This is a genomic window from Stenotrophomonas maltophilia (assembly GCF_006970445.1).
GTDB classification, from domain to species: Bacteria; Pseudomonadota; Gammaproteobacteria; order Xanthomonadales; family Xanthomonadaceae; genus Stenotrophomonas; species Stenotrophomonas maltophilia_AU.
In genome coordinates, this window is the sequence record NZ_CP033877.1 from 1,348,233 (window position 1) to 1,368,517 (window position 20,285).

At 66.1% G+C, this 20,285-nt stretch carries 15 protein-coding genes; 6 read left to right on the plus strand and 9 right to left on the minus strand.

Annotated features, from left to right (window positions below; translation table 11 throughout):
* Positions 1–119: 119 nt before the first annotated feature.
* Complete coding sequence (locus tag EGM71_RS06170; RefSeq protein ID WP_188488480.1) at positions 120–1,247, minus strand: metallophosphoesterase; 1,128 nt, start codon at positions 1,245–1,247, stop codon at positions 120–122.
* 73 nt (positions 1,248–1,320) lie between these two features.
* A complete protein-coding gene (locus EGM71_RS06175; protein ID WP_188488482.1) occupies positions 1,321–1,770 on the minus strand; it encodes a winged helix-turn-helix transcriptional regulator in 450 nt (149 codons plus the stop codon).
* A 77-nt stretch (positions 1,771–1,847) separates the two neighbouring features.
* On the opposite strand from EGM71_RS06175, the gene EGM71_RS06180 reads away from it, so the two are divergent.
* A complete protein-coding gene (locus tag EGM71_RS06180) occupies positions 1,848–3,065 on the plus strand; it encodes an MFS transporter (RefSeq protein ID WP_188488484.1) in 1,218 nt (405 codons plus the stop codon).
* 95 nt (positions 3,066–3,160) lie between these two features.
* On the opposite strand, the gene EGM71_RS06185 is transcribed toward EGM71_RS06180, so the two are convergent.
* Positions 3,161–4,576 carry a GGDEF domain-containing protein gene (locus tag EGM71_RS06185; RefSeq protein WP_188488485.1) on the minus strand — a complete coding sequence of 472 codons (1,416 nt, stop codon included), beginning with the start codon at positions 4,574–4,576 and terminating at the stop codon, positions 3,161–3,163.
* Positions 4,577–4,862: 286 nt separating this feature from the next.
* On the opposite strand from EGM71_RS06185, the gene EGM71_RS06190 reads away from it, so the two are divergent.
* On the plus strand, positions 4,863–7,112 hold the full coding sequence (locus EGM71_RS06190) for a TonB-dependent siderophore receptor (RefSeq protein WP_188488488.1): 2,250 nt from the start codon (positions 4,863–4,865) through the stop codon (positions 7,110–7,112).
* Positions 7,113–7,292: 180 nt separating this feature from the next.
* Entirely contained in the window at positions 7,293–8,273 is a 981-nt protein-coding gene (locus EGM71_RS06195) for a cation diffusion facilitator family transporter (RefSeq protein ID WP_188488490.1), read from the plus strand.
* A 38-nt stretch (positions 8,274–8,311) separates the two neighbouring features.
* Here EGM71_RS06195 and nfi read toward each other — a convergent pair whose 3' ends face one another.
* Entirely contained in the window at positions 8,312–8,986 is a 675-nt protein-coding gene (nfi, locus tag EGM71_RS06200) for a deoxyribonuclease V (protein WP_188488492.1), read from the minus strand.
* Between the two features lie 94 nt (positions 8,987–9,080).
* Here nfi and gpmA point away from each other — a divergent pair, with 94 nt between their 5' ends.
* Complete coding sequence (gpmA, locus tag EGM71_RS06205) at positions 9,081–9,830, plus strand: 2,3-diphosphoglycerate-dependent phosphoglycerate mutase (RefSeq protein WP_019337589.1); 750 nt, start codon at positions 9,081–9,083, stop codon at positions 9,828–9,830.
* Positions 9,831–9,925: 95 nt separating this feature from the next.
* Here gpmA and EGM71_RS06210 read toward each other — a convergent pair whose 3' ends face one another.
* Positions 9,926–11,383: an ATP-dependent nuclease gene (locus EGM71_RS06210; protein ID WP_188488494.1), complete on the minus strand. Its 1,458-nt coding sequence runs from the start codon at positions 11,381–11,383 to the stop codon at positions 9,926–9,928.
* Between the two features lie 176 nt (positions 11,384–11,559).
* On the opposite strand from EGM71_RS06210, the gene EGM71_RS06215 reads away from it, so the two are divergent.
* A complete protein-coding gene (locus EGM71_RS06215) occupies positions 11,560–13,653 on the plus strand; it encodes a M13 family metallopeptidase (RefSeq protein ID WP_188488495.1) in 2,094 nt (697 codons plus the stop codon).
* Positions 13,654–13,748: 95 nt separating this feature from the next.
* On the opposite strand, the gene EGM71_RS06220 is transcribed toward EGM71_RS06215, so the two are convergent.
* The 4 genes from EGM71_RS06220 to EGM71_RS06235 all read right to left on the minus strand — a co-directional run bounded on the left by EGM71_RS06220 (position 13,749) and on the right by EGM71_RS06235 (position 19,524).
* Positions 13,749–14,366, minus strand: coding sequence for an HD-GYP domain-containing protein (locus EGM71_RS06220; RefSeq protein WP_126928349.1), 618 nt, complete (start codon positions 14,364–14,366; stop codon positions 13,749–13,751).
* Between the two features lie 45 nt (positions 14,367–14,411).
* Positions 14,412–17,876 carry a transcription-repair coupling factor gene (mfd, locus tag EGM71_RS06225; protein WP_188488497.1) on the minus strand — a complete coding sequence of 1,155 codons (3,465 nt, stop codon included), beginning with the start codon at positions 17,874–17,876 and terminating at the stop codon, positions 14,412–14,414.
* A 149-nt stretch (positions 17,877–18,025) separates the two neighbouring features.
* Positions 18,026–18,571, minus strand: coding sequence for a GNAT family N-acetyltransferase (locus tag EGM71_RS06230; protein ID WP_004150340.1), 546 nt, complete (start codon positions 18,569–18,571; stop codon positions 18,026–18,028).
* Between the two features lie 95 nt (positions 18,572–18,666).
* On the minus strand, positions 18,667–19,524 hold the full coding sequence (locus EGM71_RS06235) for a 23S rRNA (adenine(2030)-N(6))-methyltransferase RlmJ (protein ID WP_188488499.1): 858 nt from the start codon (positions 19,522–19,524) through the stop codon (positions 18,667–18,669).
* A 35-nt stretch (positions 19,525–19,559) separates the two neighbouring features.
* Between EGM71_RS06235 and creB the strand changes: the two genes are divergently transcribed.
* Entirely contained in the window at positions 19,560–20,285 is a 726-nt protein-coding gene (creB, locus tag EGM71_RS06240) for a two-component system response regulator CreB (protein WP_135967690.1), read from the plus strand.

Sequence of the window (20,285 nt, forward strand, 5' to 3'; positions counted from 1 at the left end):
TGTAACGGTCAGGCCCACCGGATGGACGGGGTGGGCCTCTCGGCTGCCGAGGGTAGCCGCAAACCGGGTGAAGGTGGAGCGCGCCGGCACCTCCCGGCACCGCCGCGCTGTCCCGCCATTCAGTCCTGCAGGCCCGGCTCACCCAGCGCCAGCGGCACCCGCGAGCCATCCAGCAGGCCACGGCTGAGCTTGCCATCCTCGATGAACAGCAGTTCGCCGTTCTCGCCGTTCTTGATGCTGCTGTCGATGGCGATCACGCGGTCGCCGTGGAAGCTGCTGACGTGTGGCATCGAGGTATGGCCGACCACGATGCGCTTGAGCTGCAGGCGGTCGAGCACGGTCTGCACACCCGCGGTGTCGAGGCGGCCATCGAAGTAGCCGCGGTACCAGATCGGGCTGGTCTTGCCGTCATACAGCGGTGCGGTGGCCGGGTCGGCCTTCACTTCGGCCTTGGGCAGGCCCAGCGAGGCCTGGTAGGCCGCGTTGGTGCGTGCCGGGTCCAGCGCCAGCTGCACCGCCTCGGGCGAGATGCCACCGTGCAGGAACAGGGTATCGCCGATCTTCAGCAGCACCGGGCGGGTGCGCAGCCACTGCCCGATCACCGAGTCGGCGCCATACAGTTGCGGGTAGCTGCGGCCCAGCAACTGGGCGCTGCGCAGGTACTTCGGGTTGACGTAGCGCAGGTCGTCGTACAGCACCATGGTTTCGTGGTTGCCGAGCACGAAGTGCACTGCGCCACCGGCGGCGGCCGCTTGCTGCTGCAGGCCGTACAGCAGCCAGAACGCCTCGGTCACCTGCGGGCCGCGGTCGAATACATCGCCAGCGATGACCAGCGTGTCCTTGCCCAGTGCCCAGCGATCCTGGGCATCGATGACCTGATGGGCACGCAGCAGGCGCACCAGCAGCCCGTACTGGCCATGGATGTCGGACAGCGCGACGATGCGCGGTGTGGCCGGCAGCACGGAGACCGAGGCCGCATTCGGCGCGGCCACGTGCACGGTGTGTTCGTAGCCGCAGCGCGGTGCGACATCGGTCCCTGCTGCCCCGGTGACAAGCGTGTGCGATTCGACCTTGTCGGCGCAGATCCACTTGGCCTGCAACTGCGTGCCCTCGCGGAACACATACGGGCCATCGGCCTGCACGTGCCCGGCGGGCGCGGCAACCTCGCGGGCCTGCGCGGGCAGGGCGGCACAGGCCAGCAGCGGCAGCAGCAGGGCGGTCATCAGGGAAGGGCGATAGCGCGACATCGGCGGTGTCCGGCGGCGGAAACATCCGATGCTAACCGGCGCGACCGGGTCGCGGTGTGCGCGAATGGGCGGGTCAGGCGCCGTGCCCGTCGTCCCTGAGCTTGCGCACACGTGTCGCGGCGGCCTGCAGGGGCCGACCTTCGCGCCCGCGCGGCTGCATGTACGGCAGCGGTCGCCGCGTGCTGGATTCGATCAGCTGCGAATGGGCCTCGCCCGCGTCGAAGCGATGGCGTTCTCCCCACTGGCGCAGCGCGACCAGCAGCGGGAACAGTTCCTGGCCGGCATGGGTGAGCACGTATTCCTGGTAGGCCGAGCCATCGGAGGCCGGTTGCAGCTGCAGGATGCCGGCCTCGACCAGCCTGCGCAGGCGATCACTGAGGATGTTGCGGGCGGCGCCCAGGCTGCGCTGGAAGTCGCCAAAGCGGGTGATGCCATCGAAGGCATCGCGGATGACCAGCAACGCCCAGCGGTCGCCGAGCAGATCGGCGCTGCGGGCGACGGGGCAGGGACTGTTGGCGTGCATGTTGGGGACTCCGGATGTGGTTGCAGTTTAAAACCAATGGCGATAGCCTGCATCAAGTTTCAAATTGAAACCACATCATGAGTGCTCCATTGATTTCCCGCCCATTGCTGATCCTGCTCGCGATCGCGGCCGGCACCAGCGTTGCCAACGTCTATTACGCGCAACCGCTGCTGGATCGGCTGGCACAGGCCTTCGCACTGGACCGTGCGGTGGCGGGCGCAGTGTTGGCGGCAACCCAGGCCGGCAGCGTGCTGGCCTTGCTTGGCCTGCTGCCGTTGGCCGATCGCGGTGACCGGCGACGTCTGCTGCGGCTGCAGTTGGCGGCACTGGTGGTGGCCCTGCTGTGGCTGGCGGCAGCACGCACGGCCAGTTGGCTGTTGTCGGGCATGCTGCTGGCCGGGCTGTTGGGCACCGCGCTGACCCAGGGCTTGATCGCCTACACGGCAGCGATGGCTCCGGCCGCGCAGCGCGGGCGCGTGGTAGGGGTGGTGCAGGGCGGGGTGTTCATCGGGCTGCTGCTGGCGCGGGTGCTGTCCGGCGCTGTGGCGGCCATCGCTGGCTGGCAAGCGGTCTATCTGCTGTCGGCAGCGGTGATGGCGGCCCTGGCCGTACTGCTGTGGCGGCGCCTGCCGGCCGTGCCGGTACCGGCGGTGCCGCCCCGGTGGGGGGGACTGCTGGGGTCGATGCTGGGCATGCTGCGCGAGGATCGAACGCTGCGCGAGCGCGGGCCGCTGGCGTTGCTGCTGTTTGCCGGGCTCAACGTGTTCTGGGCGGCGGCACCCTTGCCGCTGTCGGCCCCGCCGCTGCACTGGTCCACAGCGGGCATCGGCGCGCTGGGCCTGGCGGGGGTGGCGGGTGCATTGATGGCGGCGCGGGTCGGGCACTGGATGGACCGCGGTTTCGCCGATCGGGTCAGTCTTGGCGCGTTGCTGCTGATGCTGGTCGCGTGGTGGCCGCTGCTGGGCCTGCCGCAGTCGCTGTCGTTGCTGCTGCTGGGTGTGATCGTGCTCGATCTGGGTGGGCAGGCGCTGCATGTATCGAACCAGGCGCTGCTGCTGCGCGCGCCGGGTGAGCAGCATGGACGCCTGGTGGCCCTGTACATGCTGTTCTATGCCGTGGGGAGTGGTGCCGGTGCGACGGCCGGACCCTGGGTGCAGGCCCGGCATGGCTGGCCTGCCGTGTGCCTGCTGGGCGCCGGCATCGCGGTGCTCGCGCTGCTGTGGTGGGCGGCGTGGCGGAGGGCGGCGGTGAAAGCAGCAGCTGGGCGTCGTATCGGTCGAGCCGGCTGTCGGTAGAGTCGACTGTCAGTCGACCGCTCTTCGCCCAGTGTGCGAAAAATCCCGCGCTGCGCGCGACAGTCGACCAGCGGTCGACTCTACCTGTCCTGCCGTCATCGCTGCAGTGCACGCCGCCCCGGGGCTTCCTGCAGGTCCGCGCTGGCCACCACCACGCGGTTGCGGCCGCTGCGCTTGGCCTCGTACATCGCCGCGTCGGCACGTGCCATCAGCCGCTCGTAGTCCGGGTGGCCGTCATGGCCGGCCACGCCGATGCTGGCGGTGAGTGACAGCACCTGGCCATTGGCCAGTGCCACCGGCGAGTGTGCGATCTGCCGGCGCAGGCTTTCGGCGATCACCGCGGCCTGTGATTCGCTGGCCGCCACCAGCACCACCACGAACTCCTCGCCGCCATAGCGGAACAGGTAGTCACTGCCGCGGGTCAGCTGGCCGAGCAGGCCGGCGACGTGCTGCAACGCGCGGTCGCCGGCATCGTGGCCGTGGCCGTCGTTGATCGCCTTGAAGTGATCCAGGTCGAGCAGCAGCAGCGAGAACGGCGTGCGGTTGCGCGTGGCCAGCTCGATCTCCCGGCGCAGCACGGTAGGCAGGAAGCGGCGATTGAGCAGGTTGGTCAGGGCATCGCTACCGGCATCCAGCTCACCAATGCGCTCGAACAGCAGCGTCATCAGGGTGCGGATGGCGGCCAGGTCCTCGCGGATGGCCGGCAGCACCGCCAGTCGCTGTGCAGGGGCATCGTGGCTTGCCTGTTGCAGGCTACTGTCGATGCGGGCCATCAGCTGGCCGACCTGCTGGGTCTCGCTGCTCTCGCCGAAGCTCGGGATGCCCTTGTGGGTGAACCACAGGCCGAACTCCGATGTCGCCAGGCTGGCGCTGTCGCTGGCCTGCACATGACCGGCCAACGCGTAGAGCAGGGCGTTCTCCCAGTCCAGCAGCAGTGCGCGCTGGCGCTCGCGTTCGGTGCCGACGTTCTGCACCAGCGAGAACAGCCGGTACGCAGCATCGGCACGGGTGGAGCGCTCGCGGGCATGGGTGTAGGCCAGGGTCATGCCTTCCATTGCGATGTCCATGATCGCGCTGAGGCAGTCGATGGCGGCGAACGCGGTTGCACTGTCGGGCGCGTCGTCGCGCAGGCGCACGAACAGTTCGTGCTTGAGCACGCGCGCGCCGCGGGTGACCAGGTCGACCGGAATGCCGACCCGGGCATGCACATCGCCGATCACCCGCTGCGAGGCAACGGTGCCGGCAATACCGTCGGCATCGGTGGTCAGCAGCTGCACCAGCCAGCGCTGCATGGCCGGCTGCAGGCGCTGCTTGACCTGGTCATGGGACAGGAAGCGGCGTGCACGCCCGTCCTGCAGCAGTACTTCGTAGAAGCGTTGGGCCAGCGCCGGCGGAGCATCGGCGGCGGCGGCGTGCAGCAGCGCGGTGGCGGCAGGGCCGGCCTGTTGCAGGCAGTGCTGCCAGGCCTCGGCCAGCGGCTGGCTGGCATCGTCCAGTTGGGGTGGTTCCACGTCGATCTCTGACTGCGTACGGCAAACCACGGGTATCGGCCGCGGTGGCGTACGGTTGATGGCGGGTAAGCCGGCCAGTTTAAGCGCGATGCAGGGTTGCACGGTGCGCAAAGCACATCGGCGCCACTGCGGCAATGAGTGAACGCATTTGAGAATCACTCGCATTGATGGGAGAATGCGCGCACGGATCGGGCCGCAGGCGACTGCAGCGACGCTCCGCCTCCCCCTCGTCGTTGCCTCAAGCCCTTTGCCAGAGGCCCCGTTGCCCTGCCAGAAGGTCCAGATCATGTCTCCTGCCGTTGTCCTTTCGCCGCGCCCGCTGGCGCTTGCCGTTGCCGCCCTGCTGGCGGGCAGCGCCCTGACCGCCCAGGCTGAAACCGACGCCACCGATATCGACACGGTGCATGTCACCGCCTCGCAGATTGCGCGCCAGGCGTTGGGTACCTCGACCATCACCGCCGAGGACATCGCCAAGCGCCCGCCGGCCAACGACATCGCCGAACTGCTGCGCACCATGCCGGGCGTCAACCTCACCGGCAACAGCGCCTCGGGCCAGTACGGCAACAACCGCCAGATCGACCTGCGTGGCATGGGCCCGGAAAACACCCTGATCCTGGTCGACGGCAAGCGCATCGGTGCGCGTGATGCAGTGCGCATGGGCCGCAGCGGTGAGCGCAATACCCGCGGTGACACCAACTGGGTGCCAGCGGAAATGATCGAGCGCATCGAAGTGCTGCGCGGCCCGGCGGCGGCGCGCTATGGCTCCGGTGCGTCCGGCGGCGTGGTCAACATCATCACCAAGCGCCCGACCGGCGACCTGACCGGTGCGGTCGACCTGTATGGCCTGGTGCCCGAGCACAGCGCCGAAGGTGGCAGCGAGCGTGTCGGCCTGCAGCTGAGTGGGCCGATGACCGACACCCTGTCGTTCCGCCTGTACGGCAACCTCAACAAGACCGACGCCGACTCACTGGACCTCAACCGCCAGTACGCGACCAACCCGAACGCGGTGCCGCCGGCTGGCCGCGAGGGCGTCAAGAACCGCGACGTCAACGCGCTGCTGCGCTGGGACGTGACCGCCAACCAGGTGGTGGAGTTCGAAGCCGGCACCAGCCGCCAGGGCAACATCTACGCCGGTGATCGCGCGGTCAGCACCACCGGTACCTCGACCGGTGTCGACCTGGCGGCACTGGCCGAAGGCGAAGCAGAAACCAACCGCATGTACCGCAACACCGGCGCGATCACCCATCGCGGCCGTTGGGGCGACGTGACCTCGCGGGTGACCGCCGCAGTGGAAGCGGTGAACAACTCGCGCATCAACGAAGGCCTGGCCGGTGGCCCGGAAGGCAGCTTCAACGGCACCGACTGGTCGACCTCGCGCCTGCGCAACTACCAGCTGGATGGCGAAGTGAGTTTCCCGACCACGCTGGGCGGCGCCGAGAACATCTGGACGCTGGGCTTTGAATACCTCGACAGCCGCCTGACCGACCCGTACTCGATGAGCCAGTCCAGCAGCAGCGGCGGTGGCATCCCGGGGCTGTCGGCCGATCGCGGGCGCGGCAAGGCCGATGCGCAGACCACCGCCGTATTCGTGGAAGACAACATCTACCTGGGTGAGCGCTGGATTGTCACCCCGGGCCTGCGTTTCGACCATCACAGCCAGTTCGGCAACAACACCAGCCCCAGCCTCAATGCGCAGTTCCGGATCAACAGCGACTGGGTGGTGAAGGGCGGCATCGCGCGTGCGTTCAAGGCGCCGAACCTGTACCAGTCGAACCCGGACTATCTGTACTACACCCGTGGCAATGGTTGCCCGAATGCACTGCCGAGCCTGGGCGCTGGTTGCTACATGCGTGGCAACGCAGACCTGAAGGCGGAAACCAGCCTGAACAAGGAACTGGGCATCGAGTGGGCACCGCAGAGCGGCTGGCAGGCGTCGTTGACCTACTTCCACAACGACTACAAGGACAAGATCCAGGCTGGCTACACCCAGATCGGGCTGACCGCCGACACCAAGGGCCGCATCTTCCGCTGGGAGAACGCGCCGAAGGCGATCGTGCAGGGGCTTGAGGGCAACCTGGTGATTCCGCTGCTGGGCGAGCAGGGCAACCGCCTGAAGTGGAGCAACAACTTCACCTACATGGTGGAGAACGAGAACAAGAGCACCGGCCAGCCGCTGTCGGTGATCCCGAAGTACACGATCAACACGATGCTGGACTGGCAGGCCACCGACAAGCTGTCGGTGCTGCTGACCGGCACCTTCTATGGCAAGCAGAAGCCGGCCACTGCCAACATCAACAACGATCCGCGCTGCACCGGCAGCTGCGATGCGTCGATCGCACTGCAGGACCGCGGTGCCTACAACATCTGGGGCGTGAGCGCGGGCTACAAGGTGACCGAGACGGTCAGCTTCGGCTTCGGCGTGAACAACCTGGCCGACAAGCGCCTGTTCCGCGAGGCCAACAGCAGCGATGCCGGTGCAGCGACCTACAACGAACCGGGTCGCGCCTACTGGGCCAGCCTGCGTTTCGGGTTCTGACCGCACGCGGACGTCGGTCCGCTGCGTTCGTCAGGCATGGCCTGGCGCTACCGGCCACGCTCCGGTAGCGCCGGGCCATGCCCGGTGAGGGACCGCGTGGCCTGCAATGTTATAAACACCGTAATAGTCTCCCCCGCCAGCACGGCGTAGCCTGCACCGCATCGCAAAGGAGCTGTTGCCATGGGCCACGACCACGATCACCTGCCATCCGAGATCCGCCACGAGAAACCCCTGTGGTGGGCGCTCGGCCTGACCTCCACCTTCCTCGTTGTCGAGGTGGTGGGCGCGTTCTGGACCAACAGCCTGGCGCTGCTGTCAGACGCCGCGCACATGGCCACCGATGCACTGGCATTGATGATCGCGCTGGTCGCGGTGCGGCTGAGCCGGCGCCCGCCGGACGCGCGCCGTACCTACGGCTATGCACGCCTGGAAGCGTTGGGCGCGATGATCAACGGCGCCATGCTGTTCGTGGTTGCCGCCTACATCCTGTGGGAGGCGATCGGGCGCTTCCGCGAGCCGCAGGAGATCGCCTCCTCCGGCATGCTGGTGATCGCCGCCGCGGGCCTGGTCATCAACCTGATCTCGATGCGCCTGCTGCAGGCGGGCAGCGGCGAGAGCCTCAACGTGAAGGGCGCCTACCTGGAAGTGTGGGCGGACATGCTCGGCTCGGTGGCGGTGATCGCCGGTGCGTTGCTGATCCAGTTCACCGGCTGGAAGCCGATCGATCCGATCCTGGCCGTGTTGATCGGCCTGTGGGTGCTGCCGCGCACCTATGTGCTGATGCGTGAGGCGATCAACGTGCTGCTGGAAGGCGTGCCCAAGGGCATGGACGTGGCCAAGGTACGCGACAGCCTGTCCGGGCACGCTGCGGTGCTGGACGTGCATGACCTGCATGTGTGGGCGCTGGCCTCCAGTACCCCGGCGCTGACCGCGCACATCGTGATGCGCGACGGCACCGACGCCGATGCGCTGCGCCGCGAACTGGGCGGGCGCCTGCACGATGACTTCGGCATCGAGCACGTGACGCTGCAGATCGAAGCCGACCACTGCGGCGAAGCCTGTGGTGAACCGACGCCGGTGAAGAGCGGCGAGCACGAGGGCCATGAAGGCCACGACCATGGCGAGGACGCGCAGGGCCATCGCGGTCACGTGCATCGTTGATTGAAATTGAGGGCCGTGCCGGGTGGTGCCCGGCGTGGCTATTCGTCCCGCCGCGAGGCCAGCCGATCCGCCAGCCGGGTCGGTTCCGGCAGCCGGTAGCCGCGCAGGGTGCGCTGCACCCAGTCCAGCGCGGTATCGGCACTGACCCGATGGCCGCCGGCCACGAACAGTGGCTTGCAGCGCACCTTGCTGCGCAGCACCCAACCCAATTGCTCATCGCCATCCAGCAGTGGCGTATGTGCACCGGCTTCGGCGCCCGGTTCGACGAACCGGCCCACCAGTTTCGACTTGGCGACACCGATGCTCGGCAGGTCGGTGACCACGCCGAGATGCGCGGCCACGCCCAGCCGGCGCGGGTGGCTGATGCCATGGCCATCGACGAACACCAGGTCCGGCGTGCGTGGCAGCAGTGCCAGCGCGGCCAGCAATGCCGGCAGTTCGCGGAAGCTGAGCAGGCCGGGGATGTAGGGCATCACCGTGGAGATGCGCGCGATCTCCTGCGCCACGGGCTGCAGCGTCTCTGCGTCCAGCAGTACCGCCGCGGCGCGGGTGATGGCGCCGTTGTCCTCGAAGCCGACATCCAGCCCGGCCAGCCAGCGCACGTTGCGTGGCAGGCGGTCCTGGCGCTCCACGCGGCCGGCCAGCTGCAGCTGCTGCGCGCGTGCCGCAGCGACGCTGCCTTCCCAGCGCCCGGGGTCGATCACCGTATTCATTGGTCACAGCATCGCATGCGCGGTGCCACGGCCCGGTGAGCGGCCCCCGGGGCTACAATGGCAGCCTGCCTTTCCTCGCGTTGGAGACCCTGCAGTGACCCGTAAACTCGTACTGTTGCGCCATGGCCAGAGCCAGTGGAACCTGGACAACCGCTTCACCGGCTGGGTCGATGTCGACCTGACCGAGCAGGGGCGCCGGGAAGCGGCCGCCGCCGGTCGCCTGATGCGCGAGGAAGGCCTGCAGTTCGACGTCGCCCACACCTCCGTGCTCAAGCGTGCCATCCACACCCTGCAGGGTGCGCTGGCCGAGCTGGAGCAGGACTGGCTGCCGGTGAACAAGTCCTGGCGCCTCAACGAGCGCCACTACGGCGGCCTGCAGGGCCTGGACAAGGCCGAGACCGCTGCCAAGCACGGCGAGGACCAGGTCAAGGTGTGGCGCCGTTCGTACGACATCCCGCCGCCGGCCATGGACCTGGAGGATCCGGGCCACCCGATCCATGACCGCCGCTACGCTGGCCTGGACCGCAACGCGCTGCCGGGCACCGAATCGCTGGCCACCACGCTGGACCGCGTGCTGCCGTACTGGCACGACGCCATCGCGCCGCAGCTGAAGGACGGCAAGACCGTGCTGGTCACCGCCCACGGCAATTCGCTGCGCGCGCTGTACAAGTACCTCAACAACGTCTCGCGCGAGGAAATCCTCGAGCTGAACATCCCGACCGGCATCCCGCTGCTGTTCGAGCTGAACGATGATCTGACCGTGCAGTCGTTCCGCTACCTGGGCGACCCGGAAGCGGCGCGCAAGGCCGCTGAAGCCGTGGCCAACCAGGGCAAGGCGAAGTAAAGAAGCAGAAGGCCGGCGCAAGCCGGCCTTTCTATAGGTTATGTTCTTTTGCTTGCGTGCCTATGGTTGGTTGTAATATCGGCCTGCAATTCGAGTTATTGATTTACAATTTTTTCAATATTATCGCCGAACTTGTCGAATGATACTGATTGCATCAAGTCGTCCGATAATTTTTGCACGAACATAAGTTCTTCAATGCCTCTTTGTTCGAGATTCTTTCTTAGTCTGAAATAGAATTTTTTGTCAGGCTGTTCTACTTTTTTTCCGCTATAGTGCGTGTTGTGCTCCGCAATTAGCGAATCCAATGATTCGAGTTGGAAGTATTTGTCGTTTACCGTCCTCTTGAGAATTGGATCCTTTCCTTCGTATATGGCGCTATACAAGAGCTTTTCAATACTTTTGATTGGGAGGAAGAGCTTTCGTAGGTCAGGATGATTTTTGGATGCTTCATTCTCTACATCGCCATCCAATATGCTGAATACCTGTCTGCCGACTCCTAGTACATTCCCCCGCAGTAGGTCTTGCTGCAAGGTTAGAACATTTTTCCATCCGCCAGCAGGGACTACGTGAATCAGCTTGCTGGCAGAAAGGCCGCGATTCTCAATTACTTTTTCGACCAGAGTCTTTGCGAGAATGTCTTCAACCAATAGGAGGAAGTCAAATCCATCATGCCTGTAGACGTCGCGAATCACGTAGCTCGGAAAACCTGGATTCACTACGTCAACTATGCCGAGATTGTTTTCGATCTTGTAGATGTTCTTTGGCTTTATTTTTCTTATCACTTCGGGCGAGTGGGACGTCAGAATGACAGTAAGATTGGCCGACGTGTGGACCAGCTCCTCCATTAGGTCAATAAAGCGGCTTACTGCGATTGGATGTAGAGCAACCTCAATTTCGTCGATGAGCACAAGGATTGGTTTGTCTGGTGTAAGTGATCGTCTTACGATCGCGTTGTATACGAAGTGGAGGAGCGAAATTAGCAGGCACTCGCCTGAGCTCATTCTATATTGACTAATCAATTTTCCGTTTACGGAATTGAAATACGGTGTGCTTGCGAATCCGAGCTTCGCCGAAATGTTTTTGTTCTTTATTCTCTTTAAGTTCGGGTACTTGTCTTTTGATCCACTTAAAATGAAGCTAAGCTTTTCTTTGATGTAGTCGTCTGCGTCAACTATTTCCTCATCCTTGATGTTGCCGTCACGAAGGTGCGAGTCAACGGTTCGAGAGTCGTTGAATCTGGTGCCGTAGAAGAGGCTCCCCTCGTACATTCCATTTACGGATACATTTTTCTTGGGGACTTGCCATTTCGCCGATCCTAGCCAATTATCAGTCTCGTTATCTAGTGAAATTTGAACTCGGGACGATTGATCATAATCCTCATCTCCGAGTGATTCGAGCGATCGTTTGATGGATTGTGATAGCGCAAGGAGGATTGTGCTTTTTCCTGATCCGTTGCTTCCAACGATCAGGTTAAGGCTTTTCTCAAGAGGGAGTTCGAGTTTCGCGTATTTTATGTTTTTTACATTTTCGATAGTGATTGAAAGTTCTTTCACTTGTGCATTCCTTGCGCTCTCGGTTGGTATGTTCGGCAGGAACTGAGACTATCCGGAATTCCTTCCGTAAGGAAGTTGCAAAATCTAGGGTGCTTTTCAGCCCCTGTGACCTTTGGCCGGTCCCCCGCACCGCCGCGTCCGCTACGCTAGACGATTCGCCGTCGGAGAGAGACTCCATGAACGTCCGCAACCTGGTCCCGCTGGGCCTGACCATCGCCATCGCTGCCTCGCTGGCCGCCTGTGGCAAGAATGAAACCGCGCCGGCGGCCAGTGCCGACGCCAAGCCGGCCTTCGACCTGTCGCAGATCAAGACGCCGCTGATCTCGCTCAACAGCGCCGATCTGGATCCGGCCATTTCGGCCTGTACCGACCTCAATGGCTTCGTCAACAGCAAGTGGCTGAAGGCCAACCCGGTGCCGGGCGACCAGACCACCTGGGGCAGCTTCGAGATCCTGCGCGAGCGCTCGCTGGAAGTGCAGCACACGCTGGTGCAGCAGGCCGCGGCCAGCCAGGCCAAGGCCGGCTCGGTGGAAGCCAAGATCGGTGACATCTGGAAGACCGGCAACGATGAAGCAAAGATCGAAGCCGCAGGCCTCGCTCCGCTGCAGCCGCAGCTGGACAAGATCACCGCGCTGAACGACACCGCCGCCATCACCCAGTACCTGCGCGACAGCCAGGCCGAGGGCAAGGGCGTGCTGTTCTCGCTGTTCGCCAATGCCGACTACAAGGATTCGGCCAACGTCATCGCCTATGTCGGCCAGGGCGGTCTCGGCCTGCCGGAGAAGGGCTACTACTTCGACGACGCGCAGGCCAAGATCCGCGACGCCTACGTGGCCTACATCGCACAGGTGCTGACCCTGTCCGGCGTGGACGCGGCGCAGGCCGCCGAGCAGGCCAAGGCCGTGATGGCCTTCGAAACCCGCCTGGCCAAGGCGTCGATGTCGCGCATCGAGATGCGTGACCCGGCCAAGCGCTACAACCCGCTCAGCGCGGCTGACGCCGACAAGCTGACCCCGAACTTCAGCTGGAGCGCGCTGTTCGACACCCTGAAGGTGCCGGCCGCGCAGAAGTTCTCGCTGGCCCAGCCGGGCTTCTTCAGTGAAATGGACAAGATGCTGGCCGATACCATGCCCAGCACCTGGCAGGCCTACCTGCGCTTCCACACCATCGACGACGCCTCGCCGTACCTGAGCAGCCAGTTCGAGAAGGCCAACTTCGATTTCTACGGCACCACCCTGCGTGGCCAGAAGGAAATGCAGCCGCGCTGGAAGCGTGTGCTGGAATCGGTAAACGGCGGCATGGGCGAAGCGCTGGGCCAGCTGTACGTCGACGCCGTGTTCCCGGCTGAGTCGAAGGTGGCCATGCAGCACCTGGTGGAAAACCTGTCGCAGGCGCTGAAGGCGCGCCTGGAGCAGCTGCCGTGGATGGGCGAAGAAACCAAGAAGAAGGCCCTGGAGAAGTGGGCCAGCTTCACCCCGAAAATCGGTTACCCGGACAAGTGGCGTGACTGGGCGGGCCTGCAGACCAACGGCGACAGCTACCTGGGCAACATGCAGGCGGCGCGTGCGTTCAACTACCGCTACATGCTGGACAAGATCGGCAAGCCGGTGGACAAGACCGAGTGGGGCATGACCCCGCAGACCGTCAACGCGTACTACAACGCGACCAAGAACGAGATCGTGTTCCCGGCGGCGATCCTGCAGGCGCCGTTCTTCGACGCCAAGGCCGATCCTGCGCTGAACTACGGCGGTATCGGTGCGGTCATCGGCCACGAGATGATGCACGGCTACGACGACTCGGGCAGCCAGTTCGCCGCCAACGGCAACTTCGACAACTGGTGGACCGACGGCGACCGCAAGGCCTTCACCGAACGCACCGACAAGCTGGTCGCGCAGTTCGACGGCTACGAGTCGGTGCCGGGCGTGTTCGTGAAGGGCAAGCTGACCCTGGGCGAGAACATCGGTGACCTGGGCGGCCTGACCGTGGCTTACGACGCGCTGCAGATGGCGCTGAAGGAAGACCCGAAGGCCAATGTCGAGGTGGATGGCCACAGCCAGGACCAGCGCTTCTTCATGAACTGGGCCACGGTGTGGCGCCGCAACTTCACCGACGGCGAGCTGCGCGTGCGCCTGAACACCGACCCGCACGCCCCGGCGAACTTCCGTGCCAACGGCGCGCCGTCGAACATGCCCTCGTTCGCGGCCGCGTTCCAGTGCAAGGCCGGCGACGCGATGGTGCGTGCCGACGACAAGCGCGTGGTGATCTGGTAATCGATCATCCGTGATGCGTGATGCGAAAGGCCCGGCGAAAGCCGGGCCTTTTGTTTTGCGCGGCCGGTAGTACCGGGCCATGCCTGGTGGACATCTCAGGCCAGCTCGGGCTCCCGCGCCAGCATGCGATGGAAGCGTTGCAGCACGTAGGGATCCACCAGCCCGCCGGACTGCGCTTCGATGATCCGCAATGCGGTTTCATGCTCCATCGCGTCGCGATACGGGCGCACGCTGGTCATCGCGTCGTAGGCATCGGCGATGGTGACGATGCGCGCGCCCAGCGGGATGGATTCGCCGCGCAGCCCATCGGGATAGCCGCTGCCATCGAAGGCTTCATGATGGGCGCGGATCAGTCGCGCCACGGGCGCGGCGTCGCTGCGGCCGGTGGCAAGGAAGATGTGCTCACCGCGGACCGGATGCTCGCGCATGATCGCGCGCTCCTCATCGGTATGCCGGCGCGGCGCCAGCAGCACATCGTCGGGAATACCGATCTTGCCGATGTCGTGGAAGCGCGCGGCCAGGCCGATCTGCGCACAGGCCTCGTGATCGAGATCGCAGTGCGCGGCCAGGCGCTGCGCGAACAGGCCGACGCGGTCGCAGTGGTGGCGGGTGTAGGCGTCGCGCATCTGCAGCGACATCGAGAGGGCATCGATCAGGCAGGCCTGCGCGTGCAGCAGGTCGGGGGCGGGTACGGCGTCAGGAAACATGGTCATCCGCCCGCACCGGGTGGGGACCGGTGCGGGGTGTTCGGGGGGCGATCAACCCGGGGCGAGGGTGGTCAGAAGGGCGCGGGCCGCGTTGAAGCGGTCTTCCGGCAACGGCAGCGGGTGCTTGATGCGCAGCTTGTCGGGCCCTTCCATGGCGTACAGGTTCGGTTGCTTCTGGATCAACTGGATCACCGCCATCGGGTCGATGTTCGGCTTGGACTCGAACACGATGCGGCCACCGTTCTCGCCCAGGTCGAGCTTGCGGATGCCCAGCGTGTTGGCTTTCAGCTTCAGCTCGGCAATGGCGAACAGGTGCTTGGCCGCGTCCGGCAGCAGGCCGAAGCGGTCGATCATCTCCACCTGCAGTTCGCGCAGTGCATCGCTGTCGCGCGCGCTGGAAATGCGCTTGTACAGGGTCAGGCGGGTGTGCACGTCCGGCAGGTAGTCTTCCGGAATCAGCGCCGGCACATGCAGCTCGACTTCGGCACCACGCACTTCCTCGCCGGCATCCAGGTCGGGCAGCTTGCCCTGCTTGATGCTGCGCACCGCGCGCTCCAGTAGCTCGGTGTACAGGCTGAAGCCGACCTCGGCCATCTGTCCGCTCTGGTCCTCGCCGAGCAGTTCACCGGCACCGCGGATCTCCAGGTCGTGCGTGGCCAGGGTGAAGCCGGCGCCCAGTTCGTCCATCGAGGCGATCGCTTCCAGGCGCTTTTCCGCATCCGGAGTGATCGAGCGGCGGTCGGGGGCCACCAGGTACGCGTAGGCGCGGTGGTGCGAGCGGCCGACGCGGCCGCGCAGCTGGTGCAGCTGGGCCAGGCCGAAGCGGTCGGCGCGGTTGATGATGATGGTGTTGGCGTTGGGGATGTCGATGCCCGACTCGATGATCGTGGTCGACAGCAGTACGTTGAAGCGCTGCTTCTGGAAATCCAGCATCACCTTTTCCAGCTCGCGCTCGGGCATCTGCCCGTGGGCGACGCCGATGCGTGCCTCGGGCACCAGCTCGGACAGCTCGCGCTGCATGCGGCCGATGCTTTCCACGTCGTTGTGCAGGAAGTACAGCTGGCCACCACGCGCCAGCTCGCGCTGGAAGGCTTCGCGCAGCAGCGCGTTGTCCCACTGGGTGATGAAGGTCTGCACCGCCAGCCGGTTCGGCGGCGGCGTGGCGATGATCGACAGGTCGCGCAGGCCGGCCATGGCCATGTTGAGCGTGCGCGGAATCGGCGTGGCGGTCAGCGTCAGCAGGTGCACGTTGGCGCGCAGTGCCTTCAGGGCCTCCTTCTGGCGCACGCCGAAACGCTGCTCCTCGTCGACGATGACCATGCCCAGGTCCTTGAACTTCACGTCCGGCTGCAGCAGGCGATGGGTGCCGACGATGACGTCGATGGTACCGGCGGCCACCTTCTCCAGTTCGGCCTTGATTTCCTTGGCGGTCTTGAAGCGCGACAGCACTTCGACCTTCATCGGATAGTCGGCGAAGCGGTCGCGGAAGTTGCGGTAATGCTGCTCGGCCAACAGCGTGGTCGGCACCAGCACGGCCACCTGCTTGCCGGCACTGGCAGCGGCGAATGCCGCACGTACGGCGACCTCGGTCTTGCCGAAGCCGACGTCGCCGCAGACCACGCGGTCCATCGGCTGGCTGCTGGCCAGGTCGCGCAGGGTGGCATCGATCGCGGCCAACTGGTCCGGGGTTTCCTCGAACGGGAAGCCGGCCGCGAACGGCTCGTACATCGCGCGGTCGACCTGCAGTGCCAGGCCGGCACGTGCCTGGCGGCGGGCCTGGATCTCCAGCAGTTCGGCAGCCACGTCGCGCACCTTCTCCGCGGCCTTGCGCTTGGCCTTGCTCCACTGCTCGCCACCGAGCGAATGCAGCGGCGCGGTTTCCGCCGAAGCACCGGAGTAGCGGCTGATCAGGTGCAGCTGGGCGACCGGCACATACAGGCGGTCGCCCTTGGCGTACTCGATTTCCAGGAATTCGCCGGGCATGCCGCCGACGTCCATCGCGATCAGGCCACGGTAGCGGCCGACGCCATGGTCCTCGTGCACGATCGGCGCGCCCTCGGTCAGCTCGCCAAGGTCGCGGATGATCGCTTCCGGTTCGCGGCCGGCACGGCGCGTGCGGCGGGTGCTGCCGGCGCGTTCGGGGAACAGCTGGCGCTCGGTCAGCACCGCGATGCGCGGGTCGTCCAGTGCGAAGCCATCTTCCAGCGGCGCCACCGCGATCGCGAAGCGCGCATCGCCGGCGAGGAAGCTGGGCAGGTCGGCCACTACCGGTGGCTTCAGCTCGGCGGCCTGCAGCACTTCCAGCAGGGCCTCGCGACGCCCAGGCGAATCGGCGGCAATCAGTACCCGGCCCGGATAGTGGCCGAGGAAGGATTTCAGCGCGTCGCCAGCGGGGGCCTCGCGTGCGGCCACCGGCAGCGGCGGCAGCGGCTGGTCACCCAACGCATGGGCATCGGCGATGCGCGCGTGGTCAGCCGACCACACCTCGATGCGCGGGGCATCGTTCAGGCGCTCGCGCAGCAGCTCCGGCGACAGGTACAGCGCCGACGGCGGCAGCAGCGGCCGTTCCACGTCGTGGCGGCGCTGTTCATAGCGCTCGCCGGTCTGCGCCCAGAACGCCTCGGCGGCTTCGCCGGCACCGGCACAGACCACCGGCAGGCTGCCGTCGGGCAGGTAGTCGAACAGGGTTGCGGTGCGTTCGAAGAACAGCGGCAGGTAGTACTCGACGCCGGCCGGGGCCAGCCCGGACTTCAGGTCCTGGTACAGCGAACTGCGCCGGGTATCGACATCGAATCGCTCGCGCAGCGTGGCCAGCACGCGGGCGATGCTGGCTTCATCCATCGGCACTTCGCGACCGGGCAGCATGTGCACCGCCTCGACCTTGTCCAGCGAGCGCTGGCTTTCCGGGTCGAAGGCACGGATCGAGTCGATGTCCTCGTCCAGCAGCTCCACCCGCAGCGGCTCGTCGGCACCCATCGGGTACACGTCCAGCAGGCCGCCGCGCACGGCGAAGTCACCCGGGTCCATCACCTGCGGCACGTTGCGGTAGCCGGCGCTTTCCAGGCGGCGCTTCTCGGCTTCCAGGTCCAGGCGCTGCCCGACCTTCAGGTCGAAGCTGCCACCGATCACATAGCTGCGCGGGGCCAGCTGCTGCAGCAGGGTCTGCACCGGCACGATCACCAGGCCACGCTTCAGCGCGGGCAGGCGGTGCAGGGCGGCCAGGCGCTGCGAGATGATGTCCGGATGCGGGCTGAAGCGGTCGTAGGGCAGGGTTTCCCAGTCCGGGAAGGCGACCACCGGCAGTGACGGGTCGCTGCCCAGCAGGGTCTGCAGGTCGGCTTCGAGCTGGTTGGCGCCGTGGTTGTCACGGGCGATCACCAGCAGGGGCGCGTCATGCGCACGCGCGGCCTGGGCCAGGTACCAGGCCAGGGCGGTCGGCGAGGCGGGGGCGCGCCACCAGGCGCGGAGCTGGCCGGCGCGCGGCAGCGGCGGGGCGGGGTATGAGGTACGCGACATGGACCCCGGATTTTAGCAGAAGCCCGATCGAAGCCCGGTGGGTCTTGAACGCCGCTGGCCGGCGGCCTCATGCGCCGTTGGGGTAACGCAATGCCGGCCCGCGGCCGGCACTACCGGAAGGCGTCGCCGGGCGGGGCCCGGCGCATCCGTCAGTTGTCCAGTTCCAGCACCATCCGCACCAGGCCTTCGGCGCCGGTCGGGTGCGGCACCGGCTTGAAGCCCAGCGAGGCGGCCAGCTGCTTCATCGGCTCGTTCTCGGCGGCAACGTCGCCGTACAGGCGGTCCAGGTACTTGCCGCGTCCCCACTTCACCAGCTTGCGCATCAGCTGCCGGCCCAGGCCCTGGCCAATGAGGAAGCGGCTGATCAGGATCGCGTACTCGGCTTCACGGGTGCCGGGGATGATCGAGGCCCGGGCGACCGCGCCGACCACCGCTTCGCCAGCGGGCAGGGATTCGGCTGCGACCAGGGTAATCTCGGTCTTCGGATTCGGGTGGGTCAGGCGCTGGGTGGTTTCCGGCGACAGCTCGGTCACCGCCTGCAGGAAACGATCACGGATTTCTTCCGGCCCGAACAGGCTGAACGCTGCTTGCAGCGGCGCGCCATCTTCCGGGCGGATGGGGCGGATCAGCAGCTCGTGGCCGCTGGGAGCCTTGAAGATCTCATGCCAGGGCGGCATGCGGTTGCGAGTGGCCATACCGGGTGATTCCTTGGTGGTCCATCGATTGTGGCATCACCGGGGCTGCATTCCGTGAACGAAAGGCTCACGGCGGTACAGCCTCGTGAAGGCCGTTATTCGGGCGCTTTGAGCCAATCCAGGCGGGTGCTGGCGCCGGGTTCGCCCAGGTGCTGGCGCAGCGCCGGCAGGGCCGGGCCGACCACCCGGTCGAACTGCCAGGGCGGGTTGAGCAGCAGCATGCCGCTGCCATTAAGGCGCAGCGGCGAGTCGTCCGGGCGCACCAGGAACTCGATCGTCATCGCCGATTTCACCGGCAGGGCAGTGGCCTTGCGCAGGAAATGCAGGATGGTGCGGCGCTGCTTGATCGGGAACCAGACGGCACAGGTGGCCTGCGGCCAGCGTGCCAGGGTCTCGGCCAGGGCGGCCAGTACGGCCTGGTACTCGGCGTCCTGCGCCTCGTACGGCGGGTCGATCAGCACCAGGCCACGACCGATCTTGCTACCGTTGAACTTCGGCGGCAGCAGCGAACGCAGCAGGGCATAGCCATCGCCGGGGCGCACATCGACGCGGCTGTCATTGGCGAACAGGGCCTTCAGCGTGGCCGTTTCGGCTTCCTGCAGCTCACAGACCGCCATGCGGTCCTGCGCGCGCATCGCCTGTGCGCTCAGCAGCGGCGAGCCCGGGTAGTTGGTCATCGCGCCGACCGGGTTGTCGGCCTGTACCGCCTTCAGGTAGCGCTCGACCACCTCCGGCAGCTTGGGCTGGGCCATCAGCCGCATGATCCCGGATTCGGCCTCCAGGGTCTTGCGGCTCTCTTCGCTGGCCAGCAGGTAGCGGCCAGCGCCGCCGTGGGTATCGAGCACGAAGAACGGGCTGTCCTTGCGCTTGAAGCTGTCGATCAGGGCCAGCTGCACGATGTGTTTGAGCACGTCGGCGTGGTTGCCGGCATGGAAGGCGTGGCGATAGTTCATGGGCGGCAGTGTACGGGGCGGCGGCCGCAGCGGCTATGCTGCGCGCCATGACAGCTCCCGTTGCCCATGTCCTGGTGGTCGAGGACGAAGCCGCCATCGCCGAAACCGTGCTCTATGCGCTGCGCAGCGAAGGCTATGCCGCCAGCCACTGCCTGCTGGGCGGCGAGGCCCTGCAGCGGCTGCAGGCCGGGGATATCGACGTGGTGGTGCTGGACGTGGGCCTGCCCGACCTGGGCGGTTTCGAGGTCTGCCGGCGGCTGCGCGCGCAGCCCGGGCCGGCGGCGCAGCTGCCGGTGATCTTCCTGACCGCCCGCAACGATGAAGTGGACCGCGTGCTGGGCCTGGAACTGGGCGCCGACGATTACATGACCAAGCCGTTCTCGCCGCGCGAGCTGGTGGCGCGGGTGCGTGCGCGCCTGCGCCGTGCGGCACCGGCCGTGGCCGCACCCCGCGCGGACGCAGGCTGGCAGGAACATGGCGCCTTCGCCATCGACCGCGAAGGCCGGCGCATCCGCTTCCGCGGCCACGCGCTGGACCTGACCCGCTACGAGTACGCGTTGCTGGAAGCATTGCTGCAGCGGCCGGGGGCCATTCTCAGCCGCGCCCAGCTGATGGATCGCGGCTGGGACAGCAGCGCCGACAGTGCCGACCGCACCGTCGACACCCATGTAAAGACGTTGCGCGCCAAGCTGCGCGCGGCCGGTGCCAGCGACGACCCGATCCGCACCCACCGTGGCCTTGGCTACGCGCTGGAGGTCTAG

What these genes read in the sequence shown, in the direction of transcription:
- EGM71_RS06170 (WP_188488480.1), bottom strand. Translation starts at nt 1,247, where the DNA reads ATGTCGCGCTATCGCCCTTCCCTGATGACCGCCCTGCTGCTGCCGCTG.
- EGM71_RS06175 (WP_188488482.1), bottom strand. Translation starts at nt 1,770, where the DNA reads ATGCACGCCAACAGTCCCTGCCCCGTCGCCCGCAGCGCCGATCTGCTC.
- EGM71_RS06180 (WP_188488484.1), top strand. Translation starts at nt 1,848, where the DNA reads ATGAGTGCTCCATTGATTTCCCGCCCATTGCTGATCCTGCTCGCGATC.
- EGM71_RS06190 (WP_188488488.1), top strand. Translation starts at nt 4,863, where the DNA reads ATGTCTCCTGCCGTTGTCCTTTCGCCGCGCCCGCTGGCGCTTGCCGTT.
- EGM71_RS06195 (WP_188488490.1), top strand. Translation starts at nt 7,293, where the DNA reads ATGGGCCACGACCACGATCACCTGCCATCCGAGATCCGCCACGAGAAA.
- nfi (WP_188488492.1), bottom strand. Translation starts at nt 8,986, where the DNA reads ATGAATACGGTGATCGACCCCGGGCGCTGGGAAGGCAGCGTCGCTGCG.
- EGM71_RS06215 (WP_188488495.1), top strand. Translation starts at nt 11,560, where the DNA reads ATGAACGTCCGCAACCTGGTCCCGCTGGGCCTGACCATCGCCATCGCT.
- EGM71_RS06220 (WP_126928349.1), bottom strand. Translation starts at nt 14,366, where the DNA reads ATGACCATGTTTCCTGACGCCGTACCCGCCCCCGACCTGCTGCACGCG.
- mfd (WP_188488497.1), bottom strand. Translation starts at nt 17,876, where the DNA reads ATGTCGCGTACCTCATACCCCGCCCCGCCGCTGCCGCGCGCCGGCCAG.
- EGM71_RS06230 (WP_004150340.1), bottom strand. Translation starts at nt 18,571, where the DNA reads ATGGCCACTCGCAACCGCATGCCGCCCTGGCATGAGATCTTCAAGGCT.
- EGM71_RS06235 (WP_188488499.1), bottom strand. Translation starts at nt 19,524, where the DNA reads ATGAACTATCGCCACGCCTTCCATGCCGGCAACCACGCCGACGTGCTC.
- creB (WP_135967690.1), top strand. Translation starts at nt 19,560, where the DNA reads ATGCTGCGCGCCATGACAGCTCCCGTTGCCCATGTCCTGGTGGTCGAG.